At 45.5% G+C, this 25,940-nt stretch carries 28 protein-coding genes; all 28 read right to left on the reverse strand.

The genetic code is table 11. The features are described from left to right. Positions 1-345 precede the first annotated feature (345 nt). Positions 346-1,617, reverse strand: a complete 1,272-nt coding sequence (gene rseP, locus WH46_RS19770; protein ID WP_046228027.1) for an RIP metalloprotease RseP — start codon at positions 1,615-1,617, stop codon at positions 346-348. A gap of 265 nt (positions 1,618-1,882) precedes the next feature. Next, the gene (locus tag WH46_RS19775; protein WP_046228028.1) at positions 1,883-3,034 is read right to left on the reverse strand and encodes a 1-deoxy-D-xylulose-5-phosphate reductoisomerase; all 1,152 of its coding nucleotides are present in this window, start codon (positions 3,032-3,034) and stop codon (positions 1,883-1,885) included. A gap of 183 nt (positions 3,035-3,217) precedes the next feature. Then, entirely contained in the window at positions 3,218-4,018 is an 801-nt protein-coding gene (locus WH46_RS19780; RefSeq protein WP_046228029.1) for a phosphatidate cytidylyltransferase, read from the reverse strand. Positions 4,019-4,064: 46 nt separating this feature from the next. Beyond that, the gene (locus WH46_RS19785) at positions 4,065-4,829 is read right to left on the reverse strand and encodes an isoprenyl transferase (protein WP_046228030.1); all 765 of its coding nucleotides are present in this window, start codon (positions 4,827-4,829) and stop codon (positions 4,065-4,067) included. Between the two features lie 66 nt (positions 4,830-4,895). Continuing rightward, positions 4,896-5,450, reverse strand: coding sequence for a ribosome recycling factor (gene frr / locus WH46_RS19790; protein ID WP_017813710.1), 555 nt, complete (start codon positions 5,448-5,450; stop codon positions 4,896-4,898). Then, the gene (pyrH, locus tag WH46_RS19795; RefSeq protein ID WP_017813709.1) at positions 5,450-6,178 is read right to left on the reverse strand and encodes a UMP kinase; all 729 of its coding nucleotides are present in this window, start codon (positions 6,176-6,178) and stop codon (positions 5,450-5,452) included. Before pyrH ends, frr begins: the two co-directional genes overlap by 1 nt. 197 nt (positions 6,179-6,375) lie before the next feature. Further along, the gene (tsf, locus tag WH46_RS19800) at positions 6,376-7,026 is read right to left on the reverse strand and encodes a translation elongation factor Ts (protein WP_017813708.1); all 651 of its coding nucleotides are present in this window, start codon (positions 7,024-7,026) and stop codon (positions 6,376-6,378) included. 252 nt (positions 7,027-7,278) lie between these two features. After that, the gene (gene rpsB, locus WH46_RS19805; RefSeq protein ID WP_017813707.1) at positions 7,279-7,977 is read right to left on the reverse strand and encodes a 30S ribosomal protein S2; all 699 of its coding nucleotides are present in this window, start codon (positions 7,975-7,977) and stop codon (positions 7,279-7,281) included. A gap of 222 nt (positions 7,978-8,199) precedes the next feature. After that, positions 8,200-8,820, reverse strand: a complete 621-nt coding sequence (locus WH46_RS19810) for a hypothetical protein (protein ID WP_046228031.1) — start codon at positions 8,818-8,820, stop codon at positions 8,200-8,202. After that, entirely contained in the window at positions 8,817-9,440 is a 624-nt protein-coding gene (locus WH46_RS19815) for a hypothetical protein (RefSeq protein WP_046228032.1), read from the reverse strand. Before WH46_RS19815 ends, WH46_RS19810 begins: the two co-directional genes overlap by 4 nt. A gap of 50 nt (positions 9,441-9,490) precedes the next feature. Further along, a complete protein-coding gene (locus WH46_RS19820; protein WP_046228033.1) occupies positions 9,491-9,802 on the reverse strand; it encodes a hypothetical protein in 312 nt (103 codons plus the stop codon). A gap of 26 nt (positions 9,803-9,828) precedes the next feature. After that, a complete protein-coding gene (locus WH46_RS19825; RefSeq protein WP_407944422.1) occupies positions 9,829-11,235 on the reverse strand; it encodes a DUF342 domain-containing protein in 1,407 nt (468 codons plus the stop codon). 32 nt (positions 11,236-11,267) lie between these two features. Further along, positions 11,268-12,056: a FliA/WhiG family RNA polymerase sigma factor gene (locus tag WH46_RS19830; protein ID WP_017813702.1), complete on the reverse strand. Its 789-nt coding sequence runs from the start codon at positions 12,054-12,056 to the stop codon at positions 11,268-11,270. A gap of 15 nt (positions 12,057-12,071) precedes the next feature. Continuing rightward, positions 12,072-12,515 carry a hypothetical protein gene (locus WH46_RS19835; protein WP_017813701.1) on the reverse strand — a complete coding sequence of 148 codons (444 nt, stop codon included), beginning with the start codon at positions 12,513-12,515 and terminating at the stop codon, positions 12,072-12,074. A gap of 3 nt (positions 12,516-12,518) precedes the next feature. After that, the gene (locus tag WH46_RS19840) at positions 12,519-13,016 is read right to left on the reverse strand and encodes a chemotaxis protein CheD (RefSeq protein WP_017813700.1); all 498 of its coding nucleotides are present in this window, start codon (positions 13,014-13,016) and stop codon (positions 12,519-12,521) included. Further along, positions 13,009-13,635 (reverse strand): chemotaxis protein CheC, encoded by a 627-nt coding sequence (locus WH46_RS19845; protein WP_026136230.1) that lies wholly within the window; start codon positions 13,633-13,635, stop codon positions 13,009-13,011. The genes WH46_RS19840 and WH46_RS19845 overlap by 8 nt, the downstream gene beginning before the upstream one ends. A gap of 1 nt (position 13,636) precedes the next feature. Continuing rightward, on the reverse strand, positions 13,637-14,095 hold the full coding sequence (locus WH46_RS19850; RefSeq protein ID WP_017813698.1) for a chemotaxis protein CheW: 459 nt from the start codon (positions 14,093-14,095) through the stop codon (positions 13,637-13,639). 29 nt (positions 14,096-14,124) lie between these two features. Beyond that, positions 14,125-16,227 (reverse strand): chemotaxis protein CheA, encoded by a 2,103-nt coding sequence (locus tag WH46_RS19855; protein WP_046228034.1) that lies wholly within the window; start codon positions 16,225-16,227, stop codon positions 14,125-14,127. Positions 16,228-16,271: 44 nt separating this feature from the next. Continuing rightward, positions 16,272-17,732 carry a protein-glutamate methylesterase/protein-glutamine glutaminase gene (locus tag WH46_RS19860; protein ID WP_046228035.1) on the reverse strand — a complete coding sequence of 487 codons (1,461 nt, stop codon included), beginning with the start codon at positions 17,730-17,732 and terminating at the stop codon, positions 16,272-16,274. A 27-nt stretch (positions 17,733-17,759) separates the two neighbouring features. Further along, on the reverse strand, positions 17,760-18,650 hold the full coding sequence (locus WH46_RS19865) for a MinD/ParA family protein (RefSeq protein ID WP_017813695.1): 891 nt from the start codon (positions 18,648-18,650) through the stop codon (positions 17,760-17,762). Next, positions 18,647-19,984: a flagellar biosynthesis GTPase FlhF gene (flhF, locus tag WH46_RS19870; RefSeq protein WP_046228036.1), complete on the reverse strand. Its 1,338-nt coding sequence runs from the start codon at positions 19,982-19,984 to the stop codon at positions 18,647-18,649. The genes WH46_RS19865 and flhF overlap by 4 nt, the downstream gene beginning before the upstream one ends. After that, a complete protein-coding gene (gene flhA, locus WH46_RS19875; RefSeq protein ID WP_017813693.1) occupies positions 19,981-22,014 on the reverse strand; it encodes a flagellar biosynthesis protein FlhA in 2,034 nt (677 codons plus the stop codon). Before flhA ends, flhF begins: the two co-directional genes overlap by 4 nt. A 22-nt stretch (positions 22,015-22,036) precedes the next feature. Beyond that, on the reverse strand, positions 22,037-23,107 hold the full coding sequence (gene flhB, locus WH46_RS19880; RefSeq protein ID WP_046228133.1) for a flagellar biosynthesis protein FlhB: 1,071 nt from the start codon (positions 23,105-23,107) through the stop codon (positions 22,037-22,039). A 42-nt stretch (positions 23,108-23,149) separates the two neighbouring features. Further along, positions 23,150-23,947, reverse strand: a complete 798-nt coding sequence (gene fliR, locus WH46_RS19885; RefSeq protein WP_026136229.1) for a flagellar biosynthetic protein FliR — start codon at positions 23,945-23,947, stop codon at positions 23,150-23,152. Between the two features lie 11 nt (positions 23,948-23,958). Beyond that, positions 23,959-24,228 (reverse strand): flagellar biosynthesis protein FliQ, encoded by a 270-nt coding sequence (gene fliQ, locus WH46_RS19890; RefSeq protein ID WP_017813690.1) that lies wholly within the window; start codon positions 24,226-24,228, stop codon positions 23,959-23,961. A gap of 36 nt (positions 24,229-24,264) precedes the next feature. Then, complete coding sequence (gene fliP, locus WH46_RS19895) at positions 24,265-25,032, reverse strand: flagellar type III secretion system pore protein FliP (RefSeq protein WP_017813689.1); 768 nt, start codon at positions 25,030-25,032, stop codon at positions 24,265-24,267. Beyond that, a complete protein-coding gene (locus tag WH46_RS19900) occupies positions 25,029-25,538 on the reverse strand; it encodes a flagellar biosynthetic protein FliO (protein WP_231584390.1) in 510 nt (169 codons plus the stop codon). Before WH46_RS19900 ends, fliP begins: the two co-directional genes overlap by 4 nt. Positions 25,539-25,571: 33 nt before the next feature. Beyond that, complete coding sequence (locus tag WH46_RS19905; protein WP_017813687.1) at positions 25,572-25,937, reverse strand: response regulator; 366 nt, start codon at positions 25,935-25,937, stop codon at positions 25,572-25,574. Positions 25,938-25,940: the final 3 nt, after the last annotated feature.

Raw genomic sequence — 25,940 nt, forward strand, 5'->3', positions numbered from 1 at the left:
TGTAAGTAACCAGTATTTAAATGAGCAGGCTGTTCGGCTGTCCAAACACAGTCTGTATCGACTATGTTTGGGCAGTGTTCACCAACGTATTTTCATCTATTGTAGCACGATTGGCAGAACTTGTTGAACCCTTTCAGACAAAGAAGCACAAGAGTGATGAAATGCAATCCGCCTGAAGGGCTTCAAAGCGTACAGCTGCATTTCTGTTCGACTCTTCTGCTTCTCTCTGCTGCTTATATGGATGCTGCATTTGCCTGATCCATAAACCATCAAACAAATAGTATCCTGAACCTGTTAAATTAACAAGTCATTTCACAAATTGTTCTGCTTGCTGCCTCTTTGCCATTAACCACGGATCAGTCTCACAATATCGTTGTAGGTTACTGCAATCATTAGCAGGAACAGCATAGCGAATCCAACGACATGTACAAGACCTTCCTTGCTAGGTTCCAGCGGTTTGCGGCGAATCCATTCTACAAAAATGAAAATCAGACGACTGCCATCCAGTGCAGGAATCGGAAGCAGATTGAAAATTCCCAAGTTGATACTAATAATAGCTGTCCAGCGGATCATCTCTTCCAGTCCCAGCTTGGCCACTTCATTGGTAGCTTGAATTGTACCCACCGGGCCTGCAAGCTGATCCAGATGAAACTGTCCGAAGATCAACTTCTTGAGACTCTCCAATATAATTTTACTCATGTCTACAAAAGATTGTCCGGCATACTTGAATGTTTCCCCAATCGTCGCACTACGCGTCTCTACATTAGGGCGAACACCAATTTTACCTACATTGCTTGCATCGGGTCTTGGAGTCACAGTGATAGTCTGTTCCTGACCATCACGATCAATAATCCACTGCATCGGCTTATTTGGAGAATCTTGCACCAATTTGACCAGCGTCTGTGGATCTGCGCCCACGGAAGCACCATTGATCTTTTCTACCAGATCACCTTTTTGCAAACCTGCCTCAGCAGCTGCTCCATCACTCATGACCTGAGTAAGTTCTATACCCTTTGGATTTTCTACCGGTACACCAACCATACGCACATAGATCAGACAGAGTACGATAGCCAGAATAAAGTTCATGGCAGGACCTGCAAAAATAGACAATGCACGCTGTCCAACCGAAGCACTGTTAAAGTGACGATTGCGTGGTGCAATCTGAATCTCCTGCCCTCTTGCCATCATCATCGCCTGCGGATGAACTGCAAAAGTCTGGACTTCGCCATCCACATCCATTACGATCTTCAGATCATCAACCAGATCAATTGACTGCACTTCTCCGCGGATGACATTTTTGCGGTTGTCCAGCTGATCTACAAAAATAATCTTGACCACGTTATCCGATGTACGTACCGCGATGGTCTGACCCGGCTGAATCTCTGCCAGCTCGGGATCTTCACCCGCCATACGGGCATACCCACCAAATGGCAGCAGACGAAGCGTAAATACCGTTTCATTTCTTTTATATGAAAAAAGCTTGGGGCCAAATCCTATCGCAAATTCCCGTACCAGTACACCGGCACGTTTGGCAAAGAAATAGTGTCCCCACTCATGCACAGTCACGATCGTAAAAAACATGAGTACAATCATAATAATTCGTTGAAGTGTCTCCAAATTGCCAAATCCTCCTTTTATGCTTGCGACCGAAGGTCTTACTATTAGATTATCATTTCTGTAAGGCTATATACAAGCATAGCTGGCGAAGACAATGTGACAAATTACTTTAATTGGTAATTGCAACCCGAGTTATTCCATCTACCCGGAATACTCAGCTTTATGCATAGAGCCTATCTGCAGTAAAAAACGCCAGCAGCTGCAACGAGGCTTCATTCGTGTTCCTACCCCGCTGCTGAATAAGACTCAGCGACTTGACTGAAGATTACTTTCTTTCGGAAAAAGCCATCGCCTGTGCGCGTGTTTCTTGATCTACACTTTGTATAACTTCGAGCTCTGGATTCGCTGTTGTCTGATGATGTTCCAGTGCATCTGCAATAATATCCTCTATAGTCAGGAATGCGATCTCTCCTTTAAGGAAACGTGCGACAGCTACTTCATTTGCGGCATTGAATACAGTTGGCGCTGTTCCGCCAAGACGTCCTGCTTCAAACGCCATTCGCAGACAAGGAAACCGCTCATAATCCATTTCTCTAAAGTTTAACTGCCCTACCTGGGCAAGAGATAGACGAGACGATGGCGAATTCTGACGATCCGGGTAAGTTAAAGCGTACTGAATCGGTACCCTCATATCCGGGTTACCGAGCTGCGCAATAATACTCGTATCCACAAATTCCACAAACGAATGAATAATGCTCTCGGGATGCAGCACTACCGAAATCTGATCATAAGGCATATCAAATAACCAGTGGGCTTCTATGACCTCCAGCCCTTTGTTGGCCATACTGGCAGAATCGATAGTGATTTTGGCTCCCATCGACCAGTTGGGATGTTTGAGTGCATCGGCAACGGTTACTCCATGCAGCTCTGCGCGGGTACGATCACGAAACGAACCGCCTGATGCGGTTAGTGTCAGCTGGGCGATCCGTTCACGAGGCTCTCCATTTAAAGACTGAAAAAGAGCCGAATGCTCACTATCAATAGGCAGCAGCTGCACACCTTTTTGACGCGCACGTTCCGTCACAAGATGCCCTGCTGTAACGAGGGTTTCTTTGTTAGCCAGACCAATCGTTTTGCCTGCCTCGATCGCTGCCAGCGTAGAAGGCAGCCCCATACTGCCCATTACCGCAGTAACAACTGTATGTGCTTCCGTACCTGCAGCCACTTCGATCAGACCTTGCTCTCCATAATGTACCTGCGTTCCTACAGGCAGCTGATGACGAATCTGTTCTGCCAGCTCTTTGTTTGCTACAGAGACGATTCGTGGCTGAAATTCATTTGCCTGCTGCACAACCAAATCCACATTCGTACCTGCTGCTATCCCTTCTACCTGAAAGGCTTCCGGATGGGCACGTACTACATCCAGCGTCTGGGTACCAATAGAACCGGTTGATCCGAGAATTGCTATCTTTTTCATTGTGTCCTCCGTCTGCTCTTCATTTGCTTGAGTGCCAGCATGTTCAGTGCAGGCTTAACTATCCTGATTTATTATAATTAAATATTTTTATAAGGAAGCTTAGCGATTTCCAAGTACATACGCATACGAATGGAAATCTCCAAGCAAAAGAAGGAGAACTGCATTAATCGTTCTCCTTGTCTATTAATAAGGTAATAGCATCAAAATGTGCACAAATGGAAACACCATCAGCCAGCTGTCACAACGATCCAGAATACCACCGTGTCCAGGTAATATTTTGCCTGAATCCTTGATTCCATAAATGCGTTTGTATGCAGACTGAATCAGATCCCCCATCTGCCCTACAATAGATGCTGCTACACCAATCAAAACAGCAATCCATAGCGGGAATAATGTTGGCGACATTAATGAAAAGACAATAGCAACTATAATCGCCCAGCATATTCCGCCAATAGCACCTTCTATAGTTTTGTTGGGGCTGATTGAAGGCCATAGCTTGCGTTTGCCCAGCGCTTTCCCTGTAAAATATGCGCCAATATCACTCGCCCAGATGGAGGCCAGCAGTACAAATGTCCAGTATAAGCCATGACCATCCGGTGCCTGACGTGTGTATGCAATATAAGCAAACCCTGTACCTATATAAAAGGCTCCAATGAACAGAAGTGCCATTTGTTTAATATCCAGATTATTCTTGGATATCACAGTGATAGACAGCAATAATAGCATTGCAATCCAAATACTGTGATCAACGGACAATGGCGGTGTCAGATTCATTAGTGTCCAGGGAAAGAGCATATACGCGACACTAATGTAGCCGATCACCGCCGGTGCTCCGAATGGAGCCGCCTTTGTCATGGTTACAAATTCATAATATCCAATTAGAGCCATTGCCAGTATCAAGCCCTGGTAAGCATAGCCTCCAAGCAGGCAAAAGCTGACATATACGGCTGCAGCTATGATACCAGTGATTATCCGCTCTTTCACAATCCATCCTCCATCCGAACAACATACAGAACGTTCGCCGGTACTTCTAGAGACCGCCATACCTCCGTATTCTGCGCTGATATTCTGCTACTGCTTCAATCATATGTTCTTTGCCAAATTCCGGCCAGTAAATCGGTGTAAACCATAATTCACTGTAAGCCAGCTGCCAGAGCATAAAATTGCTCAGCCGAAGTTCTCCACTGGTACGGATCAACAGATCAGGATCGGGCAGACTTGACGATTGTAGTACGGTGCCAAATGTATCGGGATTGATGTCTTCCATGGACATCGTACCGTTTTGGACAGCTTCTACCATCTTTTTTACACCTTCTGTAATTTCAATCCGGCTGCCATAATTCATGGCAAAGGTCAATACTAGCCCTGTATTGTGTGCAGTATCGCGGATTGCTTTTTCCAACGGTTCCAGTGTAAAGGAAGGCAGTACGCTTTTATCACCCATTAATCGGACCTGTACATTTTTCTCAACCAGTTCTTCAAGCTCTGTAGCTACAAATTCCCCAGGAAGTTTCATCAGAAAATCCACTTCTTCCCTGGGTCTTTTCCAGTTTTCTGTTGAGAAAGCATACATGGTCAAATATTTGACTCCAAGTTCATCTGCAGCAATGGTGGCCCGCTTTACAGCTTTCATTCCGTTTTGATGCCCGATGACACGCGGCATACCTAAACTTTTCGCCCAGCGTCCATTTCCATCCATAATAATGGCAATATGCTGTGGAATATTCTCCTGCGAAAGTTCGCCGGAACTTTGTTGCTCTTCTTTTTCCCACCACGAGCGAACACGCTTGAACATCACTTTTCCTCCATGCCAGTAGTGAAAAGAGACAAACCCCACCAGTTCGGAGGGGTCGCCAGTCTCTTACACTTCCATAATCTCTTTTTCTTTCGCAGCCAGTACATTGTCAACTTCTTTGATGAAGCGGTCTGTCAGTTTTTGTACATCTTCCTGATGACCATGGGATTCATCTTCGGAAATATCCGTTTTTTCCAGCTTTTTGATATCATCATTCGCATCGCGGCGAATATTGCGGATAGCCACTTTGGACTCTTCACCGAACTTTTTGGTCAGCTTCACCAGTTCTGCACGACGCTCTTCAGTGAGTGCCGGAATAGACAGACGAATGATGTTACCATCGTTGGCTGGAGTCAATCCGAGATCCGATTTCATGATAGCACGTTCAATATCGGACAAAGAGGATTTGTCCCACGGCTGAATCAGCAGTGTACGGGAATCCGGTGTACTGATATTGGCCAATTGATTCAGAGGCGTCATGGAACCATAATATTCTACCTGTACACGATCCAGAATGGATGGTGTTGCGCGTCCGGCGCGCAGTGTAGCGAGGTCACGGCTCAGAGCTTGAATCGCTTTTTGCATACGATCTTCTGCGCTTTTTTTAACCGATTGAGGCATTAATCTACACTCCCTTTAACAACCGTACCGATCTTCTCACCGAGTACGACTCGTTTGATATTTCCCTGTTCTGTAATAGCGAATACAATTAGCGGGATATTATTATCCATACACAGAGAAGACGCTGTCGAATCCATAACACCCAGATTCTGATTCAGCACTTCCATGTATGTAAGCTGTTCGAATTTGACAGCGGTCGGGTCCTTGAATGGATCTGCCGAGTACACACCATCGACTTTATTTTTAGCCATCAAAATAACTTCTGCTTCGATCTCAGCTGCACGCAGTGCTGCTGTTGTATCTGTGGAGAAGAATGGATTACCTGTTCCGGCTGCGAAGATAACGACACGTCCTTTTTCCAGATGACGGATTGCTCTTCTGCGGATATATGGCTCAGCGATCTGCTGCATTGCGATCGATGTCTGTACACGTGTCGGAACATTGATTTGCTCCAGTGCATCCTGCAGAGCCAGCGAGTTCATTACAGTAGCCAGCATACCCATGTAATCTGCCGTTGCACGGTCGATTCCATTTGCACTGCCTGCAATACCGCGCCAGATATTACCACCGCCGCATACTACTGCTACCTCCACGCCCAATTCAACAACTTCCTTGATCTGATCTGCGATCGAAGAAATCATCTCTGCTTCAATGCCGTAACCCGTCATACCTGACAGCGACTCACCACTGACCTTCAAGACCACTCTTTTAAATACAGGCTTATTCAAATTCATACCCTCCACTTTGCGAATTTAGTTCTGATAGCGGTATAACCGGCTATAGGATGTCTTTTGATCTGTTCCGGTTCCACTTCTAGGCTGCCGTAATTAAACGATCTTACAAAAGAAGGAACACAGTCTGTGTCCCCTCCTTGTTTGTTATTACTGAATCGTTTTCCGGTGATGCAACCCGAGATGAATTCGGATTAGCGGTTAACCTGTGCCATAACTTCTTCAACAAAGTTGTCTTCTTTTTTCTCCAGGCCTTCACCCAGTTCGAAACGGGCAAAACGACGGATAGAGATATTTTCACCAATTGTGCTGATTTTTTCGTTCAGCAGTTGGTTGATTGTTTTGTCTGGATCTTTAACGAAAGATTGCTCCAGCAGGCAGTACTCTTCATAGTACTTGTTGATGCGGCCTTCAACCATTTTTTCAACGATTTTCTCAGGCTTGCCTTCGTTCAGAGCTTGTGCTTTCAGGATTTCTTTTTCTTTTTCGATCGCTTCAGCAGGAACTTCTTCACGACGAACATACAGCGGGTTAGCTGCTGCGATTTGCATAGCGATGTCGCGAGCGAAAGATTTGAATTGATCTGTTTTACCTACGAAGTCAGTTTCGCAGTTGATTTCTACCAGTACGCCGATACGTCCGCCAGCGTGGATGTAGGATTCAACAGTACCTTCAGTTGCTGCACGGCCAGCTTTGTTTGCTGCTGCAGACAGACCTTTTTCACGAAGTACGTCTACCGCTTTTGCGATGTCGCCGCCTGTTTCTTCCAGTGCTTTCTTACAATCCAGCATACCTGCGCCTGTTTTTTCACGAAGCTCTTTTACTGCGCTTGCACTAACTGCCATTATTGTGACCTCCATATAATTGAGTATTTAAGTAACATCCATCCGATCAGTACCATATAGGTGCTAATCGTTTTTCACCCTGGTATCCTTTACCGGGATACACCCAGTAGAAGCTTACCATATTTCATCAGGAAATTGAATTTGCAATTCCTCTGATATCTTAAAAAAAGGGCAGTGAAAGGCTATACACCTACCAACCACCCTTTTATTTTTACGCAATCTTCATTGCAATGTTAATGCGTGATCAGCTAATTATGCAGTAGTTTGCTCGCCTTGGTTAGCTTCGATAACCGCATCAGCCATTTTTCCAGTCAGCAATTTAACCGCGCGAATCGCGTCATCGTTACCTGGAATTACATAGTCGATTTCGTCCGGATCACAGTTAGTATCAACGATACCTACGATTGGTATACCCAGTTTGCGAGCTTCTGCAACAGCAATACGCTCTTTACGAGGATCGATGATGAACAGGGCACTAGGCAGGCCTCTCATGTTTTTGATACCGCCCAGGAATTTCTCCAGACGATCTTTCTCTTTGCGAAGCAAGATTACTTCTTTTTTAGGCAGTACTTCGAAAGTACCGTCTTCTTCCCATTTTTCCAGTTCTTTCAGACGGTTGATACGTTTTTGGATCGTTTCGAAGTTAGTCAGTGTACCACCCAACCAACGTTGGTTGATGTAGAATTGACCTGCGCGCTCAGCTTCTTCCTTAACGGAATCTTGAGCTTGTTTTTTAGTACCAACGAACAGTACAGTACCGCCGTCAGCTGCTACGGATTTTACGAAGTTGTAAGCTTCATCAACCTTTTTAACTGTTTTTTGCAGGTCGATGATGTAAATTCCGTTTCTTTCTGTAAAGATGTAACGATCCATTTTTGGGTTCCAGCGACGAGTCTGGTGTCCGAAATGTACGCCAGCTTCCAAAAGCTGTTTCATGGAAATAACTGCCATTTGTGTTTCCTCCTAAGATTTGGTTTTTTTGTGTGCCTCCGCTTTCGTCCACTTTCGGCAAGACTTTTCATTGAAAAGCACCTTTGCCTGAAATCAAAAAGCGTGTGTTTTAACACCACCAATTAATATATCATAACGCTCAGCTAATGTGCAACACTTAATATTGATACTATATTTTACAAATAGAAAAACAGCCATCTTCCTGCTGCTTTTCGCAACGTCTCATGAAGATGGCTGTCCTGTAATAATACTAATGATATCGTTATAATCCTGCTTGGTTCCGATCTCGAAGGTACCTACCTGCAGCTTGGTATTGGCTTTGCGTTCCGAAGCTTTGTTAATAAACTCACTTTGACTGTTGATTAACCCTTCTTTTTTGAGAGAGAAAGCTACATCATTGAGATTCTCGCCAGGATTAATTGTAAAACTTACATTGGGAGATTCAGGAGATGAGGGTGATTTAGATGACTGTGTTTTATCACTGCTGGTGCTGGCAGGCTGCTTGGGTTGACTCGTCGATTCATTGGTCGCCGCCTTTGGCTGCTGCGGACTGGTTGGTGCTGTAGGCTCTTTGGTGGACGATGCTTTGTTTCCTTTTTGAGCTTCTTTTTTGGCCGCTTCCTCAGCCTGCAGCTGCTTCCACTGCTCACTCGTGTATACTTTTTGATCGGAGCTGAATACCTGCATATTCTGTGCCTGTGCGGCCTCCTGAAGCTGCTCAGGGGTGAGCTGTGCTCCATTCATCATCGTCTGGCCTTTGCCGATATTCATTAACTGAAGCAGGATTGCTCCTACAATAATGCCTATTCCTATTCCAATAATAAAAGAGCGGTTTTTGATCACGATTGTTCCTCCTGTTTGGCCAGCTGTAGAATCAGCAGTATCTCTCCACGCTGTAAACCAACCGCTTTGGCAATGGTGTCAACAGACTTCCCGCTCTCATGCAGCTTGAACAGTTCGGGATAACGATCCTGAATTTTTTCGGTAGGTGGTTCTTCCGCTTCTACAGGAGAGGCTGCTACCTGTTCCTGCATCATACGGGCAGCCGATTGGCGCAGCGCCTCTCCCTGCTGATTAAACCCTTTCATTTCCGCAGGTGCGGCTGCCATCTCTATACCGGCAGGAATTAAAGGGACAGGCTGATAAACCGGCTGTACAGGGACGATAGACGTCTTCTGCTCCAATTCCATTAGACGCTGTCTCATCTCGCTTACCTGCTCCTGAAGAGCAAGCTGCTTGGCTGTAGATTCCTGTTTGATCTGGGAGACCAGGTCAATAATTTCTTCGTTTTCTTTTTCGATCTCGGTCATATAGTGTTCCAGCGTATCTTCGACTTTCTCCACGGTGGCGGATACGGCTGTGTCTGTTGTTTTAGCATTACCTTTTTTGGGAATCATAATACCGTATACAACGGCAATAGCCCCTATGATAACAATGTATACCCACGGCGGAAACTCGCCCATATTTACTCACCCTAATAATTATGTCTTGGAATGGCAAACAAAACCTGTCTTTAAAAGGACAGGTCGATATGTTTACCCTTGTATGGATGTTCTGCAGGAGCAGGTTCCTGAATGGCTGCCTCTTCCTGCTCATGATGTCTGCCAGAAGCATGATGCTCATCGGAATGACCATCATGAATAGAGGCGGAGGAAGACTCCTTGACTCCATCGCTTCGTGTACGTGCACGGTCTGCCTGCTCTTTCATCTGATCCGAAAGCATCGACTGCTCCAGAGCCGGACGTATAAGATGCTCCTGTTGAATCTTTCCTGCATCACTTGTACGAGGTACAGCAATTTGTAATTCTACAGCTCTCATTCCCATGACGTACACCTGCCCTCACAATTTAATTAGTGATTGGACAGCATTGCGATGTCTCCATTTTCGAAAATGAAGTGAACGCGCTGTGCCGTATCTTTAATATACTTGGTATAACGGCCAATGACCAGCTTGGATCCTCCATAAATCGTATGAACAACCTCAATTTTTGCATTAGCAGACTGCTCCAGTGTTCTCTCAATATTGAGAATGTTGTCCTTGTTCTCATCACGCTCACGCAGCTGACTTTTTTTGGTTGCCGACAATTTGATACGTAGTGCCATTTTATCCGCACCAAGCTGTCCCACTGCTGCCAATTGATCCAGCAAATTCAGTGCTTTCTCGGTTTTATCAAGGTTCTCCATATGCGTTTTGAGCTCATTTCTCAAAGTAACAAGTTGGTTGCGCAGTTCGGGCAGTACACCTACTTCCAGTTCAGTTACGGTGTAGGCAGTATTACCGATCGTGCGAGCCACAATAATTTCGCCTGCCTGCAGATGTCCACCTACTACAAGACCTTTGGGGCCGTTACAGAATATGCTGTTCCCCGCTTGTACCTGGGAGTGCATAATACTCTGGGAAACAATAACCGATTCTCCAGCCTGTACGTGGCCGTCCTGGATAAAACCGGTTTTCACATCGACTGCAGCTTTGATGAGTCCTTTATGGTAACCGATAATGCCGCCTGTAATTTCGATAGAACCGCCGGCTTCCAGTTCAGCACCTTCCACTCCGCCTATTACACGGATATCTCCAGATGCTTTTACCCGGAAATTGGAAAGTACATTACCGCGAATTACAACGGTTCCCACAAAATCAATATTGCCTGTATGGTAATCAATATCCCCATTGACTTCGTAAACGGGAAATACATTGATTTTGCCGTTATCTGTGCGTGAAATCATTCCGTCAATCGCCGCATACATGGCAGTCTGTTCGGGATTCAGTACAATATTTTTGCCGATCTTGAAGCGCGCTTCTTTGCCGGGCTTGTACGGAATGGGCTCGCCGTTGACATCTACGCCAGGCTCACCGGGCTGTGGATCGACCTTCTCGGCGATCAGTTGCCCCTTCATTGCATTATTAAGTCGTATAATTTCTTTGTAGTCCACTTTTCCATCTTCTGTTTCAAGTGGTCTTCTTGGATTGGAGTCCAGTGATACATTGTATTGAATTTTGCCGTCGATCCCGTTAACCGGTTTTATTCCAAAGGCTACTGCGATAGCTTCTGATTCATATTGTTCCGGCTGAAGGGCAATCTTTTGCAGTTCCTCCATACGTATACCGTAGGTCACTCCCTGTGTACGCAAAAATCCCTCCAGTTGTTCAGCAGTACATTCAAACTGTTCATCGTGTTTCGTAAGTTCCAGATAAGCTATAGACTTGTCATTTGAAAAGCTAAGCTTCATGTATTCGTCCAGCAATAGTTGAGAGGTCACGCCATATTCCCCTTTCCTGCTTATAGCGGCGTTCACATATCTTGCATTAACAGACCTCTTTGTTTGTCAAGAGCTCCGCGGAGACGAAGAATTGCCTTGGAATGCAATTGCGAGATCCGTGATGGAGACAGTGACATAACTTCTGCGATTTCACTAAGTGACAGGTCTTCATAATAAAGTAGTGACACAACCGTTCTTTCTTTTTCTGTAAGCTTCTCGATCCCTTTCATCAGCAGATCTTTCAGTACAAAATCATTGACAGAACGATCCGGATTTTTGGCTTTTTCATCCACAATCAGAGACATCCGTGTTTCTGATTCTTCTTCCCGGATAGGATCTTCCAGTGAAGTGATGGTCATAACCGCGACATCCTGCAGCATGGTCTGGAATTCACGTTCACTTACATCAAGATAATCGCTGATTTCTGCATCAGAGACAGAGCGCATATACTTTTGTTCCAGTTGTTGATAGGCATCTTCAATTTTGCGGGCTTTTTCACGTACAGAACGAGGAACCCAGTCCCCTTGTCTTAATCCGTCCAAAATAGCGCCTCTTACCCGCCAGGACGCATACGTCTCGAATTGCAGACCGCGTTTATAATCAAATTTCTCGATGGCATCAATTAATCCCATAACCCCGTTACTCATCAGGTCATCTTTGGATACATTTTTGGGGAGACCGATAGCAAGGCGGCTTGAGACATATTCAACAGTACCAAGGTGGTTTTCGATCAATCTTTTTTTGGCTTCTACATCGCCATGTTCTTTCCATTGGATCCATAATTCGATGTGGTTAAGATGACTTCCTTTTTGCTCGCTCAATTGCTTTCACCCTCCTTACTTTTGTGTCAGATGGCGTACAGCCTTCGCCAGTTCCTCTGGATCTTGTTGCTTGGTTGAAACCAGTTTGGGAGGGTTGAGAGGAGCAAATTCGTCCTTCTGCCCTGAATCTGCTGGCTTCGGTGTCAGCAAATCATGCAACTCGTTGTCCTGATCAGGTGTCACAACATCAAAATGGCTTCCTCTGTCCTGATCGTCCTGAGAAAGCTCCTGTTGAGTTGGTACTTCGTCCCCGTTCGGCATTTTCGGTACTGCGCCTGCGGGATTCGCTAGAATCCCCAGAATAAAGCGCAGTACGAATGCCAGCAGGAACCACACTATAAATCCTAATATTCCTCTAAAGAGACTTGTGGTCCATAAATTATTTCCAAAAGAGACAAGGAAGGTAATAACAAACCCTATTATCCCAAACCAGAGGTTAAGTTTAATATTCCCTGCCATACCCTATATTTCCTTCTTACCCATTTGTACACTGCGAATCGACAACATACCCGTAATACAATTCATTTCGATGGTACGTCCGTAGTTCGCGCCTGTATCCTCGGCAAGTAAGGGAATATTATATTCTTTTAAAAATAATTTACAGGCTTCCACATTGCGAGGACCAATACGCATGTGATCACCACCACTTGAAAAAGTAAACATCTGTGCTCCGCCAGCCATTTTGGCGACCAGACGTGAGCGTATAGCCCCCATATCCGTCATTCTTTTCAGCAGTTCCGGCAATGCCGTATCTGCATACTTCGCAATATTAAGCTGCCCTTCGCGTGCGATATCAGAAGAAGGCAGCATGACGTGGGCCATACCAGCCAGTTGAACATTTTTGTCATACAGCGTAAGGCCAACACACGACCCTAATCCCGTCGTTCGAATAACTCCGGATGTCTTCACGACGTTCAAATCGGCCATACCTACTTTGACGACATTTTGTTCTTCAATCATCTTGGAGCGGAACTCCTAACGATTTAAATATTTTATCAAATGATTCGGGATCCGGAATCAGGAAAAACTGTCCCTCTACTTCTTCATTCCCTTCCAGGAATGTGGTATCGATCAGCAGAGCATCATCGCCCATTTGACCGAACTGGAGAAGTCCGTAATTCAGAATAGCACCTGCCATATCCATTGACAGTCCCGGAACGGTAGGGCTCATGGACAGACCGGTAAAATCAGCGAGGGAAGATAAATAAGATCCTGCTAATATATTACCAATTTCTGCGAGTGCTGACTGCTCCATTTCCGTAAAAAATTCTTCATCGCTGGCTTCAATGCCCGCCAAACGCTTCAATAGACCTTTGCCTGCTTCCGGAGTAAGAACGAAAAACAGGTTACCCGGTGCTTCTCCTTCGACCCGGAAAAAGATAGCCAGAACGATTTGTTCGGGACCACCCACCTTCTCGGCGATCTGTTCGAAAGGAAGAATCTGCACTTTGGGTACAGCCATATCGATAGGCTTGTCCAGAAGTTGGGAGAGGGCAGTGGCTGCATTCCCTGCCCCGATATTCCCAACTTCTTTGAGCACATCCATCTTGAACCCCTCAAGCTTTTTGAACAGGTCCATATTAGTCCTCGATGCTTTCTAGCTGAACAACTTCGGTCTTGTCCAGCACTTCCGCAAGATTGAGCATAACCAGCAGCCGTTCTTCATCAAGCTTTGCTACACCATCCAGATATCTGGCTTTGACGCCGCCTACTACTTCAGGCGGTTTTTCAATGCTGCTGCGTTTGATATCTACTACATCATTTGCGGAATCGACGATAAAGCCGACTTGCATTTTCTCTACTTCAACAATGATGATACGTGTCTGATCATTATATTCTTGACCTGGCAGGTTAAAACGACCACGCAGATCAATAACCGGAATTACCACACCGCGCAGGTTGATTACCCCTTTGACAAAACCAAGTGTTTTTGGAACGCGGGTAATCGGCATCATACGCTCAATGGTCTGTACTTTATCCACTTCAATGCCGTATTCTTCTGTTGCTAGTTTGAAAACGATAACTTTTAATTCATCCATGGGTAAATCCTCCTCAATAATGGGCTGCATTATTTGATAAATGCATTCGGATCAATAATCAAAGCAACCTGGCCGTCTCCCAAGATAGTTGCACCGGAGATGCCGCGTGTTTCCGGCAGGTAACTTCCCAGACTTTTCAGAACGATTTCGTTCTGGCCGATGAAGTTCTCTACTGCAATAGCTGCCAGTTTGTCACCTTTTCGGATAACCACAATCTCGGTTTCTTCCTCTTCACGCTCATCGAAGTCAGGAACTTCAAATACACGGCTGAGGGACAGAAGCGGGATATGCGTATCGCGATAAGGAATCAGCTGACTGCCATGCAGATCACGTACCTGCTTCGCTTTGATGATGCCGGTTTCCACAATTGAAGTCAGTGGAATCGCATATTTTTCCGATCCGACACGGATCAGCATTGCCGAAATGATGGACAGTGTCAGTGGCAGCTGTACAGAGAACTTCGTCCCTTTTCCAAGTTCGGAAGTAACCATAACATGGCCACCCAGAGAGGTGATTTTGGATTTAACTACATCCAGACCAACACCGCGTCCCGATACGTCAGAGATAACCTCAGCCGTACTGAAACCTGGAGCAAACAGAAGTTGATACACTTCCTCGTCCTTCATGGTGTTAGCTACATCCTGTGATACAATGCCATTTTTGATTGCTTTGTTGAGAACATTCTCACGATTGATACCACGGCCATCATCCTCGATCTCGATGAATACATGGTTACCGCTATGGAATGCACTCAGTTTGACTGTACCTGTCTCTTCCTTGCCAGCTGCTATACGATCGGCTACCGGTTCTACACCATGGTCTACCGAGTTGCGAAGCAAGTGAACGAGCGGGTCGCCAATCTCGTCAATAACCGTACGATCCAGCTCGGTTTCGGAGCCGATGATGATCAGATCCAGCTTCTTATCAAGCGATTTAGCAAGGTCGCGTACCATACGAGGGAAGCGGTTGAATACTGTATCTACCGGTACCATCCGTAGTTTGAGGACGATATTTTGCAGATCCGTGCTTACACGTCCCATATGCTCTACAGTATCGGTGAGTGCCGGAACTTTCACTTCACTTGCCAGCTGTTCCAACCGAACACGGTCAATCAACAGTTCGCTGAACAGATTCATCAGTACATCCAGACGGTCGATATCGACACGAATCGTACGTGATGGTGCTGGTGCCGGTGCTTTAGCTGCCTTTGGAGCCGCTGCGGGAGCCGCTTTTGGCGCAGCTGGAGCAGGCGTTGGAGCTGCTGCTGGCGTTTGTGCTACAGGAGCCGCAGCTTCAGTTGCTTCAGGCTCTACTGCCGGTGCAGCAGACATCTCTTTGAGGGATTGTGCATCCAGGCGTGTTACATTCACACTTTCTATTTCGGAAATGCTCGTTACCATCGGTTCCAGCTCAGCTGGGTCTTTTTGCGTAACATAATACAGAGAGAAACTGCGTTCGAATTTATCCTGCTCAATATCCTGAGTGGAAGGTTCGGATTTGATAACGTCACCGTAACGTTCCAACAGATCGAACACCATATAGGCACGAACTGCTTTGAGCTGACAATCTTCACGAATGGCTACTTCCATATACAATGCCTGATGGCCTTCTGCCATGGATTGTTCAATAACCGATTGCTGGAATTCATCCAGCTGAATGCCTTTGCTGTCTTTAACAGCAATATTCGCTGAAGCAGCTGGTGCTGCAGCAGGAGCCGTTGCGGCCGCTGCCGGTGCGCCGGCTGCAGGAATATCTCCGCGTACGATTGCCTGTAGTGATTCCACAATGGCAGTAACGTCTGCTTTACCTTCTCCGCCCTGTGTAATGTCCTGTACCATCGATTCGAGGGCATCCAGTCCTTTGAACAGGGTATCAAAGATAAATTCCTGCATAGCGAGCTTTTCGTTACGTACCAGATCCAGTACGTTTTCCATCTGGTGCGTCAACGCCGCCAGATCTTCAAATCCCATTGTAGCAGCCATCCCCTTCAGCGTATGCGCTGAGCGGAAAATAACCTGTACAATACCCAGGTCTGTAGGGTTGCTTTCTAGTTCCAGCATTTTTTCATTCAATGACTGCAGATGATCGTTCGACTCATCAATAAACATGGATAAATATTGATTCATGTCCATCGTGAGACACCTCCTCCATAAAGTAACATAATGCTTGTTATAAGCTATTTAACGATTTGTACAAGTTTAGGCGCAATTTCAGGTAATGGCAGGAGGTGGTTTACACATCCAAGCTCTACAGCCGATCTCGGCATTCCGTACACGACACAGGTATCTTCGTTTTCTGCGAAGGTAGGGATTACTCCACTGTCGTATAAATTTTTCATTTCCTTTGCGCCATCGCTTCCCATTCCCGTCATAATGACAGCGTAACGCTGAAGATCGGAGAATGGACGGATTGAGGCAAAAAGAGTATCCACAGAAGGACGATGCCCATTGCGCGGAGGTTCCTGCGAAAGTTGGATACGATAGCCGCCCTGACTACGGGATACTGTCATATGATAACCTCCTGGCGCAATATAAGCTGTTCCTGGTTGAAGCGGCATTCCATGTTCGGCTTCTACTACAGTAATCTGGCTCAGGCTGTTTAGTCGCTGAGCAAGAGAACGTGTGAAGTTCGGCGGCATATGCTGCACGATCACGATAGGAGCCGGGAAATTTGCTGGAATCTTCTCAAGAAAGCTTTTTAATGCTCTAGGTCCACCAGTTGAGCAGCCTACAGCCACCAGTTTGCCAATAGAAGCCGCAGGAGCGTCTGTGTGGGAAGTTTTACCTGCAACAGGACCCGAAGGAGCAGAAGCAGGCGAAGATGGAACGGAAGGCTTCTCAGGCTCTTTACGCGACAACGGATTTATTGGTGCCCCTGGCGTTTTTGGTACTTTCGGTTCAGCAGGCTTAAGTGGGCTCGCTGCGGTAGACCGTGACTCCGTTGATTTTGGAGGCACAGCTGGTCTGGTTGGACCAAGATCTTCATTACGTCCAGGCCGAGCTAACCGGTTATTAAGCGGTGGTGCAGATTTGCCGGCAGGCGGTGGATTAAGAATCCCAGGTTGAGGACGCCGGGAAGAATCCTCGATAGACGATTTATTAGGATGAGGCGCTGCCTGAGAAGAAGAAGAAGGAGTAATGCTCTCTTCACGTTTCTTCTCAACTTCCGGCAGGGATGGCGACGGAGCAGCGTCAGCCGCCATGGTTTTCTGTTCCGCCCGTTTGCGGCGTCTTTCCAATACATGTACAGCTGTATTGAGCTGTCTGAGCAGCTGTTGTCCCACTTCTTCGATATCCTGGGAATTACTGACTGAAGGTTTACGGATAAAGTCAAAGGCACCATTCTCCAGCGCCATGATTGTCTCTCGCATTCCTTGCTCATTAATGCCCGACAGCATAATGACCGGAACCGGACGCTGAGCCATAATCACTTTCAGCGCTTCCAAACCATTCATTTCGGGCATTTCAACATCCATTGTAACTACATCGGGTTTAAGCTCCATAACTTTCTGGGTAGCTTCTAATCCGTTATTTGCTGTGTCAATTACCTGGAAAGTAGCGTCAGCCTCAATCAAGTCAGAAATAATTTTTCGCATGAACGGGGAGTCGTCTACAACCAGTACTTTATAAGTTGCCATAGTGATAGCACCTCTGTCCCTACAGAATCATTTAGTACGCCGCATCCACTTCTGTATAAATCCTTTGATTCCTGTTAAGCTTCCTTCCTGATGTGCATCCGGTGAAACCACATATTGCATCGCCAGGTTTTGAATGTCCCTCGAAGCGTGACATCCAGGAGCATGGATTGAAAAGGGAACCTGCTTTTTGACCGACTGGCTGACATGAGCATCATCACTTACAAATCCCAGCATTGGAATTTCGAGATTCAGAAAGCGGCTGGTAACCAGCCTGATTTTGTCGGAGGTTTGCACCGCTTCCTTTTGACTCTCTGCCCGATTGACTACCAATTTGAAGTTTGTACTCTCTTCCATACCGTAGACTACTTTGATCAGCGCATAAGCATCGGTGATCGCTGTTGGCTCCGGAGTCGTGACTACAATACATTCATCAGCCGACATAATAAACTGCAAAGTTTCCTTCGAAAGTCCCGCTCCTGTATCAAACAGGATATAATCCATATCGGCAGCAATTTTTTGAATTTGAGTAGTAAAGTAAACTAAATCTTTCTCAGAGAGCGAAAATAATGAATTTAAGCCCGATCCACCAGCAATATAAGGCAGTGAACCTGCACCTTTTTCAATAATTTCATCAATCTGTTTTTCCCCGCTTAAAAGATGCGAGAGATTGTATTGCGAACGCACGCCCATCAAAACATCGATATTTGCCATTCCTATATCTGCATCGAATACAAGAACTTTACGTCCAAGGCGCTGCAGGGCAAGTGCGAAATTCAATGTGAAATTCGACTTTCCCACACCGCCCTTCCCACTCGTCACGGCAACAAACTTAGCGTTTTTCGCACCGCGTTCAGGAGCTTCAAGAGCTTTGGCTTTGGCAGACATCAGGTTTCTTAACGATTGGGCCTGGTCCATCATGGCAAGATTTCTCCCAATAACAGATTTGCCAGAAAATCAGGACTTGGCATAAGCAGATCATCCGGCACATTCTGTCCATTGGTCATATAGGACAGACGCAGCGGATGATCTTGCAACAAGTTAAACAGCGCACCATAACTTCCTGTCTCATCAGCCTTGGTAAAAATCACTTTATCCAGTGGGTACTTGCTGAAATGATCAGTAATTGTGCGCATATCTTCCGTTTTGGATGTCAGTGCCAGCACCAGATACGTCTCACTTTGTTCCAGCGGAGCCAGAAGGCTTTGCAGTTCAGATACCAGCAGCTCATTTCTGTAATTGCGCCCAGCCGTATCCATCAGAATCAGATCACATTCGGATAGACGCTGCAAAGCACGCTGCAAGTCTCCTGGTGATTGAGCTACCTCAAGCGGTACACCAAGGATGGAAGCATAGGTTCTTAGCTGTTCTACAGCCGATATACGATACGTATCGGACGTGATAAATCCTACTTTGCGTTTGTATTTGAATAACTGCTCGGCAGCAAGCTTGGCGATGGTAGTCGTCTTTCCTACCCCGGTTGGACCAGCAATATACACGATACGGGTCTCTGCAGCAATACCGCCACCAATTCGTGAGTCGGTAAATTGCTCAATTTGTGCTTTTGCTGCCAATTTGGCTTCACTGGCTGTCATAGACTCCAGATTGGCAGACTGCTCTACAATGCGGTCCATCCATTGATCCAGCAATGGTTGTTCAATGCCCTGGGATTTAAGCTGGTTCATAAGATTATGAAGTGACTCCGGCAGTTCAGCTCTTTCCTTGTCCCGTGTCAGATCGGCCATCATCTGCTTCATCTGTCGCAGTTCTTCAAAGAGACGCTGCTCGGACATCTGATCTGCCGGATCGGATAGGGGACTTGCTACCGTAGCTGCTGGTGCCTGGACGTGCTGCAATCTTGCACGATCCACTTCAGGTACAAAAGGTTCTTCTTCCGGCAGTGGAGATACCGCTGCCGGTGCAGAAGATACAGCCGCCGGTTGATCCGCTGCAAGTGCCTGACGCATAGATTCTGCAAAAGCCTGGCTAGACTTACGATAAGCATCCGGAACGGCTTTTTTGGGAACAGGAGTAGCCGCTGTGACAACAGGTTCAGGCTGCGCTTTGGGTGCTTCCTGGACCTGTTCTTTTTCTACTGCTGCGATAACTTCGATTTTCTTTTTTTGGAACATGCCCAGAAATCCGCCGGTTTTCAGTTCCTTGGTGCTCAGTATAACGGCGTCACTGCCCAGATCTGTGCGTATTTTCAGCATGGCGTCCGGCATCGTATCAACGATATAGCGTTTTACTCTCATAAGTTCACCACCCCGACACTCTGAATTTCAACATTCGGTTCCAGTTCGCTATAGGATAAAACGGGTATATCCTGCATGGTACGTTCAATCAACTGTCGCAGATACATACGTATTGCCGGTGAAGTCAGCACAACAGGCTGTTGTCCCATTTGGAGCAGACGGTTAACCTGCTCGTTAATCTTCTGATACATCGATTGCGTAGATACAGGGTCCAGTGCAAGATAGGTACCTTGCTCGGATTGCTGCACACTTTCTGCAATTTTCTTTTCCAGGTTAGGACCGACCGTAATCACGCGCAGTGTCTCGCCTTGGCTTGTAAACTGCTGTGTAATCTGACGTGACAGAGATTGGCGTACATATTCGGTCAATACATCCGGATCTTTGGTGTAAGCTCCATAATCTGCTAATGTCTCAAAAATGGTTACCATGTCGCGAATGGATATTTTCTCTTTTAATAATTTAACCAATACTTTCTGTACATCACCTACAGATAGTACAGAAGGAATAAGTTCATCTACCAATACAGGGTAATTCTCACGCAGATTGTCGACCAGAGAGCGTGTCTCCTGACGTCCCAGCAATTCGTGGGAATGCTTTTTAATCAGCTCGGTCAGATGCGTAGCTACCACCGAAGGTGGATCGACTACCGTATAGCCCGATAATTCGGCACGGTCTTTGGTCAATTCATCAATCCATAGAGCAGGCAGACCGAATGCTGGTTCTAAAGTCTCTATACCCGTAATGGAATCATCATCAAAACCAGGACTCATGGCCAGGTAGTGGTTTAGTAATAATTCACCACCGCCTACAATATTCCCTTTAATTTTGATTACATATTCATTTGGTTTCAACTGGATATTATCGCGAATACGAATAACAGGGACCACAAGACCCAGTTCCAGTGCGCATTGACGACGAATCATAATAATCCGATCCAGCAAATCTCCGCCCTGCTGTGTATCTGCCAGCGGAATCAATCCATAACCAAATTCGAATTCGATTGGATCGATCTGCAGCAGATTGATTACACTTTCCGGACTGCGCACTTCTTCGATCTGCTGTTCTTCTTCGTGTTGTTCGGCTTCCACCATCTTCTGAGTGAGATTTGCCTGCATACGGCGCGCTGCAATAAACAGCAGAATCGCCAGCGGGAAAGTCGTGAGGAAGTGAATAGGTGTAAATAAACCCAGCAGCGTAATAACGCCCGCTACAATATAGAGCAAAGTTGGATAGGAAAACAGCTGCTTGGTAATATCATCAGCCAGATTGCCTTCGGAAGATGCACGGGTAACGATCAGACCTGCTGCTGTAGAAATAAGAAGCGCCGGAATCTGACTTACCAGACCATCACCGATCGTCAATATGGAATACGTCGAAAGAGCATCAGCGAATGCCATTCCATGAATCGCTATCCCAATAATAAATCCACCAATCAAGTTGATCAGGAGGATAATAATACCTGCAATAGCATCCCCTTTAACGAACTTACTCGCACCATCCATTGCACCATAGAAATCGGCTTCACGTTCAATTTTGCTGCGTCGTTCTCTGGCTTGTTGTTCGTTGATCAGACCTGCGTTCAAATCCGCATCGATACTCATCTGCTTACCGGGCATTGCATCGAGTGTAAAACGAGCTCCTACCTCTGCTACCCGTTCCGAACCTTTAGTAATAACGATAAATTGAACAATAACCAGAATCAGGAAGACAATGAAACCTACTGCTATCTGTCCACCAGCTACCCAGCTGCCGAATGTGGCAACAACCGACCCTGCTTCACCTTGTCCGAGGATCAATTTGGTTGTAGATATATTAAGCGCCAGGCGGAATAATGTTGTAATCAACAGCATTGCAGGGAATATGGAAAATTCCAGCGCTTCCTTGGTATTCATCGCAATCAGCAAAATAATCATTGCCAGTGAGATATTTACGATGAGTAATACGTCGAGCAGCCATGCCGGGATCGGAAGAATCATCATCATAATAATTCCAATAACGCCTACAAGGACAACCAGGTCTTTTTTCTTCAATGTTATTCAGCCCTCCGATCCCTTACTTTGTTTTACCTCTGACTTTGTATACATAAGCGAGAACTTCCGCTACAGCCTGGAACAAATCTGCGGGTATGGACTCACCAATTTCAGTTCTTGCAAACAATGCTCGTGCCAGTGGTTTATTTTCCATAATCACTACACGATTTTGTTTGGCGACTTCTCTAATTCGTAATGCCATATGATCCTGCCCTTTTGCGATTACTTGTGGTGCAGCCATTTGTGAATTGTCATATTTCAGGGCTACTGCAAAGTGAGTAGGGTTGGTAATGATAACATCGGCATTAGGAACTTCTTGCATCATCCGTTGCATCGCCATACGGCGCTGCCTTTCACGGATTTTACCTTTTATTAACGGATCCCCTTCCGACTTTTTGTATTCATCCTTGATATCCTGCTTGGACATCCGAATTCCTTTGTTATGCTCGTATCGCTGATACATGTAATCAAAGATAGCGAGTATAAATAGAGCCACGCCTACTTTGATTCCAAGATTGACTGTCAGCCCGCCTGCAAAATGAAGAATCGCTTCAACAGACATATACGCTGTTTTGGAAATCTCATGGAGCGCTCCATTCAGAGTGGTATACACCAGATATCCAATCACACTCATTTTTAGTACTGATTTAACAAATTCCACTAATGAGCGGATAGAAACAATATTTTTAAAACCTTTAATAGGATCCAGCTTGCTAAACTTGGGCATGATCGGCTCTCCTGTAAGCAGAAAGCCTACCTGCGCATAACTCGTCGCTAATGCTAATACCACCACAATGCCGAAGACCGGAGCCAACAGTAGTAAAATCTGTATGGCATATTGGCCCAACATCTGCATAATGTTGGCAATCGTTACATCGGTAGACAGCCGATGAATGAAGGCATCCGTAAACAGCCAGGTAATACGTTTCATATAAAAGTCATTAAACATAAGCAAGCAGAATATCCCACCCAGCATGATTGCTGATCCTGGTATATCCATACTTTTTGCAACCTGCCCTTTTTTACGGGTCTCCCTGCGTTTCTGGGGCGTTGCCTCCTCTGTTTTCTCACCGGAGAACAACTGCAGATTCATACGTAACCTGAATGCCAATGGACAGCCTCCTTTCTTCGAAGTCTACTTGGATGGTGGTGCTGTACCCATTACTTTTAGTAAAGATTGCATCGCCTGAAACAACTGTCCAAACAAGTGTTCAAATATAAAAGCAAAACTTGGCGTCAGCAGCATCAGCATGATCAAACCAATAATGATTTTGACAGGTACGCCAATGACAAAAATATTGAACTGTGGAGCACTTCGTGCCAGAAATCCAAGTCCCACATCTGTCAGGAACATGGCTACTACGATAGGTGCGGCCATCTGAAAAGCAATCATAAACGAGTTACTGAATGTACGAATCAAAAACTCACTGATCGATCCATTCGTCATTTTGCTCATGATCTCTGCATCCAGCGGTATCCAGTCATAGCTGTACAATACGGATTGAATCAGATAATGATGACCATTCATACTCAGAAATAGCAGGATGGCAAACATGTATTTGAAGTTACCGATCATCGGAGCAGAAGCTCCAGTCAAAGGATCAAATACGCTGGCAATACCAAACCCTGTCTGAATATCGATAAATGAACCGGCCATCTGGATAACCGTAAACATCAGATAAGCGACATAGCCGAGCAACAAACCGATCATAACTTCACGAAGCACCAGCAGTACATATAATCCGGCTTCTTCCGGTATAGTTACCGATGTTCCTTTGATCAGATAAATCAAAAGTGAGATAAAAAAAGCGATGCCTATCTTAAAGGTGTTAGGTACGCTTCTGGATGAAAAAATAGGTGATATTACAAAAAAAGCGGTCATTCGACAAAAAACAAGCAAAAAAACAGGAAAACTTTGTAGCAGTGTCTCCATAAGCAATCAGCCTAACCAATGTATTTGTATAGATTGCCCAGGATATCGCCAGTGTAATCAACCATAACTGTTAATATCCATGGACCAAATAACAGCAGTGCGAGCATTACAGCTACGATTTTAGGTACAAAGGCAAGAGTTTGCTCCTGGATCTGGGTAGTGGCCTGAAAAATACTGACGATCAGACCCACTACAAGTCCCAGAATAAGCATCGGTGCACTGATTTTTAAAACGGTGTATACCGCTTGTCCTGCCATACCGATGATAAACTCCGAACTCATGATTTACCTCCCTTAATCAGGTGTTTGGGTGCTGCACTAATTAAAACTAATCAATAGCGATTTGACGATGAGATACCAGCCATCGACCAGTACGAATAGTAAAATTTTGAAAGGAAGTGAAATCATTACAGGTGGTAGCATCATCATACCCATGGCCATCAGAACACTCGCAACTACGATGTCGATGACAAGAAACGGTATAAAGACCATAAAGCCCATCTGGAAAGCAGTTTTCAATTCACTGATTGCATAAGAAGGAACCATAACCGTAAGCGGAATATCCTCTACATTTTTGGGTTTGGCTGTACCGGTGTATTCTAGGAAAAGCAGTAAATCCTTTTCTCTCGTATGCTTGAACATGAACTCTTTGATTGGCTTTTCTGCTGCACTTAAAGCCTGTGTCTGACTAATATCGCCTTTTAGATAAGGTTGCAATGCCGTCTGGTTCATCTGAGATAAAGTAGGCGACATAATAAAGATAGTTAAAAATAAAGCCAGCCCTACCAGTACCTGATTGGGAGGCATCTGGTTAGTCCCTAATGAAGTCCGGACAAAGCTGAGCACAATCACAATACGTGTAAAACTGGTCATTAATACCAGAAAAGATGGCGCGATGCTGATGAGTGTAATCAAAAGCAAAATAGACAGCGAGCTGGTCGCCGGGCCATCTGCTGCGTTATCATTATTTCCGATCTGAATATCAATATTCGGTATCGGATCAGCTGTTGCAGCAAATATGGGGTGAACCGATAAGAAGCTAACTAGAAAAAGCATCATAAAGGTTAATATCAGCTTTTTTTTCATGAATCCCTCGACCGATCTGTAGAATCTTCCTCTTTCAGCAGTTCTTCCATCTTCTGCCGGCGATTCGGAATCTGGCGCAGTTTGCTTTCAAACACTTTCTGGAAAGCATCCGTATCACCAATTTCTTCTTCCTGCACGGAAGACTTAGGACGGAAACGGTTGCTGAGTTTGGAGATTAGCGGAGTCAGAATATTGTTCTGATCCACCGATTCGGATTGAAAAGAGCTTATAATCAGTTCTGCCTCTTCAGGATCAGAGATTTTATCTACAAGAGTGATATCTTCTCCTACACCAATTAGATAGACGCTGTTGCCAATTTCAATCACCTGTAACGACTTGTTTGGGCCCATAGCTACCCCGCCTATAGTGCGGATGGCACGGCGGGACAACCAGGTTTGATTTTTCCTGCCCAGGAACCGGAGCAGTAAAATGATTAGGCCTATTATTACAGCCAAGACGATTATAACCCAAACTAGGTTTAGGATATAATCGCCTGTTCCTCCCATTGTGGCTGCTGAACCTGACATGGGAATATTCTCCTATACTCCGAGCGTTTTGCTAATCGCTTCAATAACACGATCAGCCTGGAAAGGTTTTACGATGAAATCTTTGGCTCCTGCTTGAATAGCATCAATAACCATAGCCTGCTGACCCATCGCCGAGCACATGATTACTTTAGCTCCGCCATCCATTTTTTTGATTTCTTTCAGTGCAGCAATGCCATCCATTTCAGGCATTGTGATGTCCATAGTAACGAGGTCTGGACGAAGTTCTTTGAATTTCTCTACTGCCTGTGCTCCGTCTTGCGCTTCTCCTACAACTTCGTAACCATTTTTAGTTAAAATATCCCGGATCATCATTCTCATAAAAGCTGCATCATCCACGATAAGAATTCGGTTTGCCATTGA

This window comes from Paenibacillus dauci, from assembly GCF_000971985.1.
In the GTDB taxonomy this organism is placed as follows: domain Bacteria; phylum Bacillota; class Bacilli; order Paenibacillales; family Paenibacillaceae; genus Saccharibacillus; species Saccharibacillus dauci.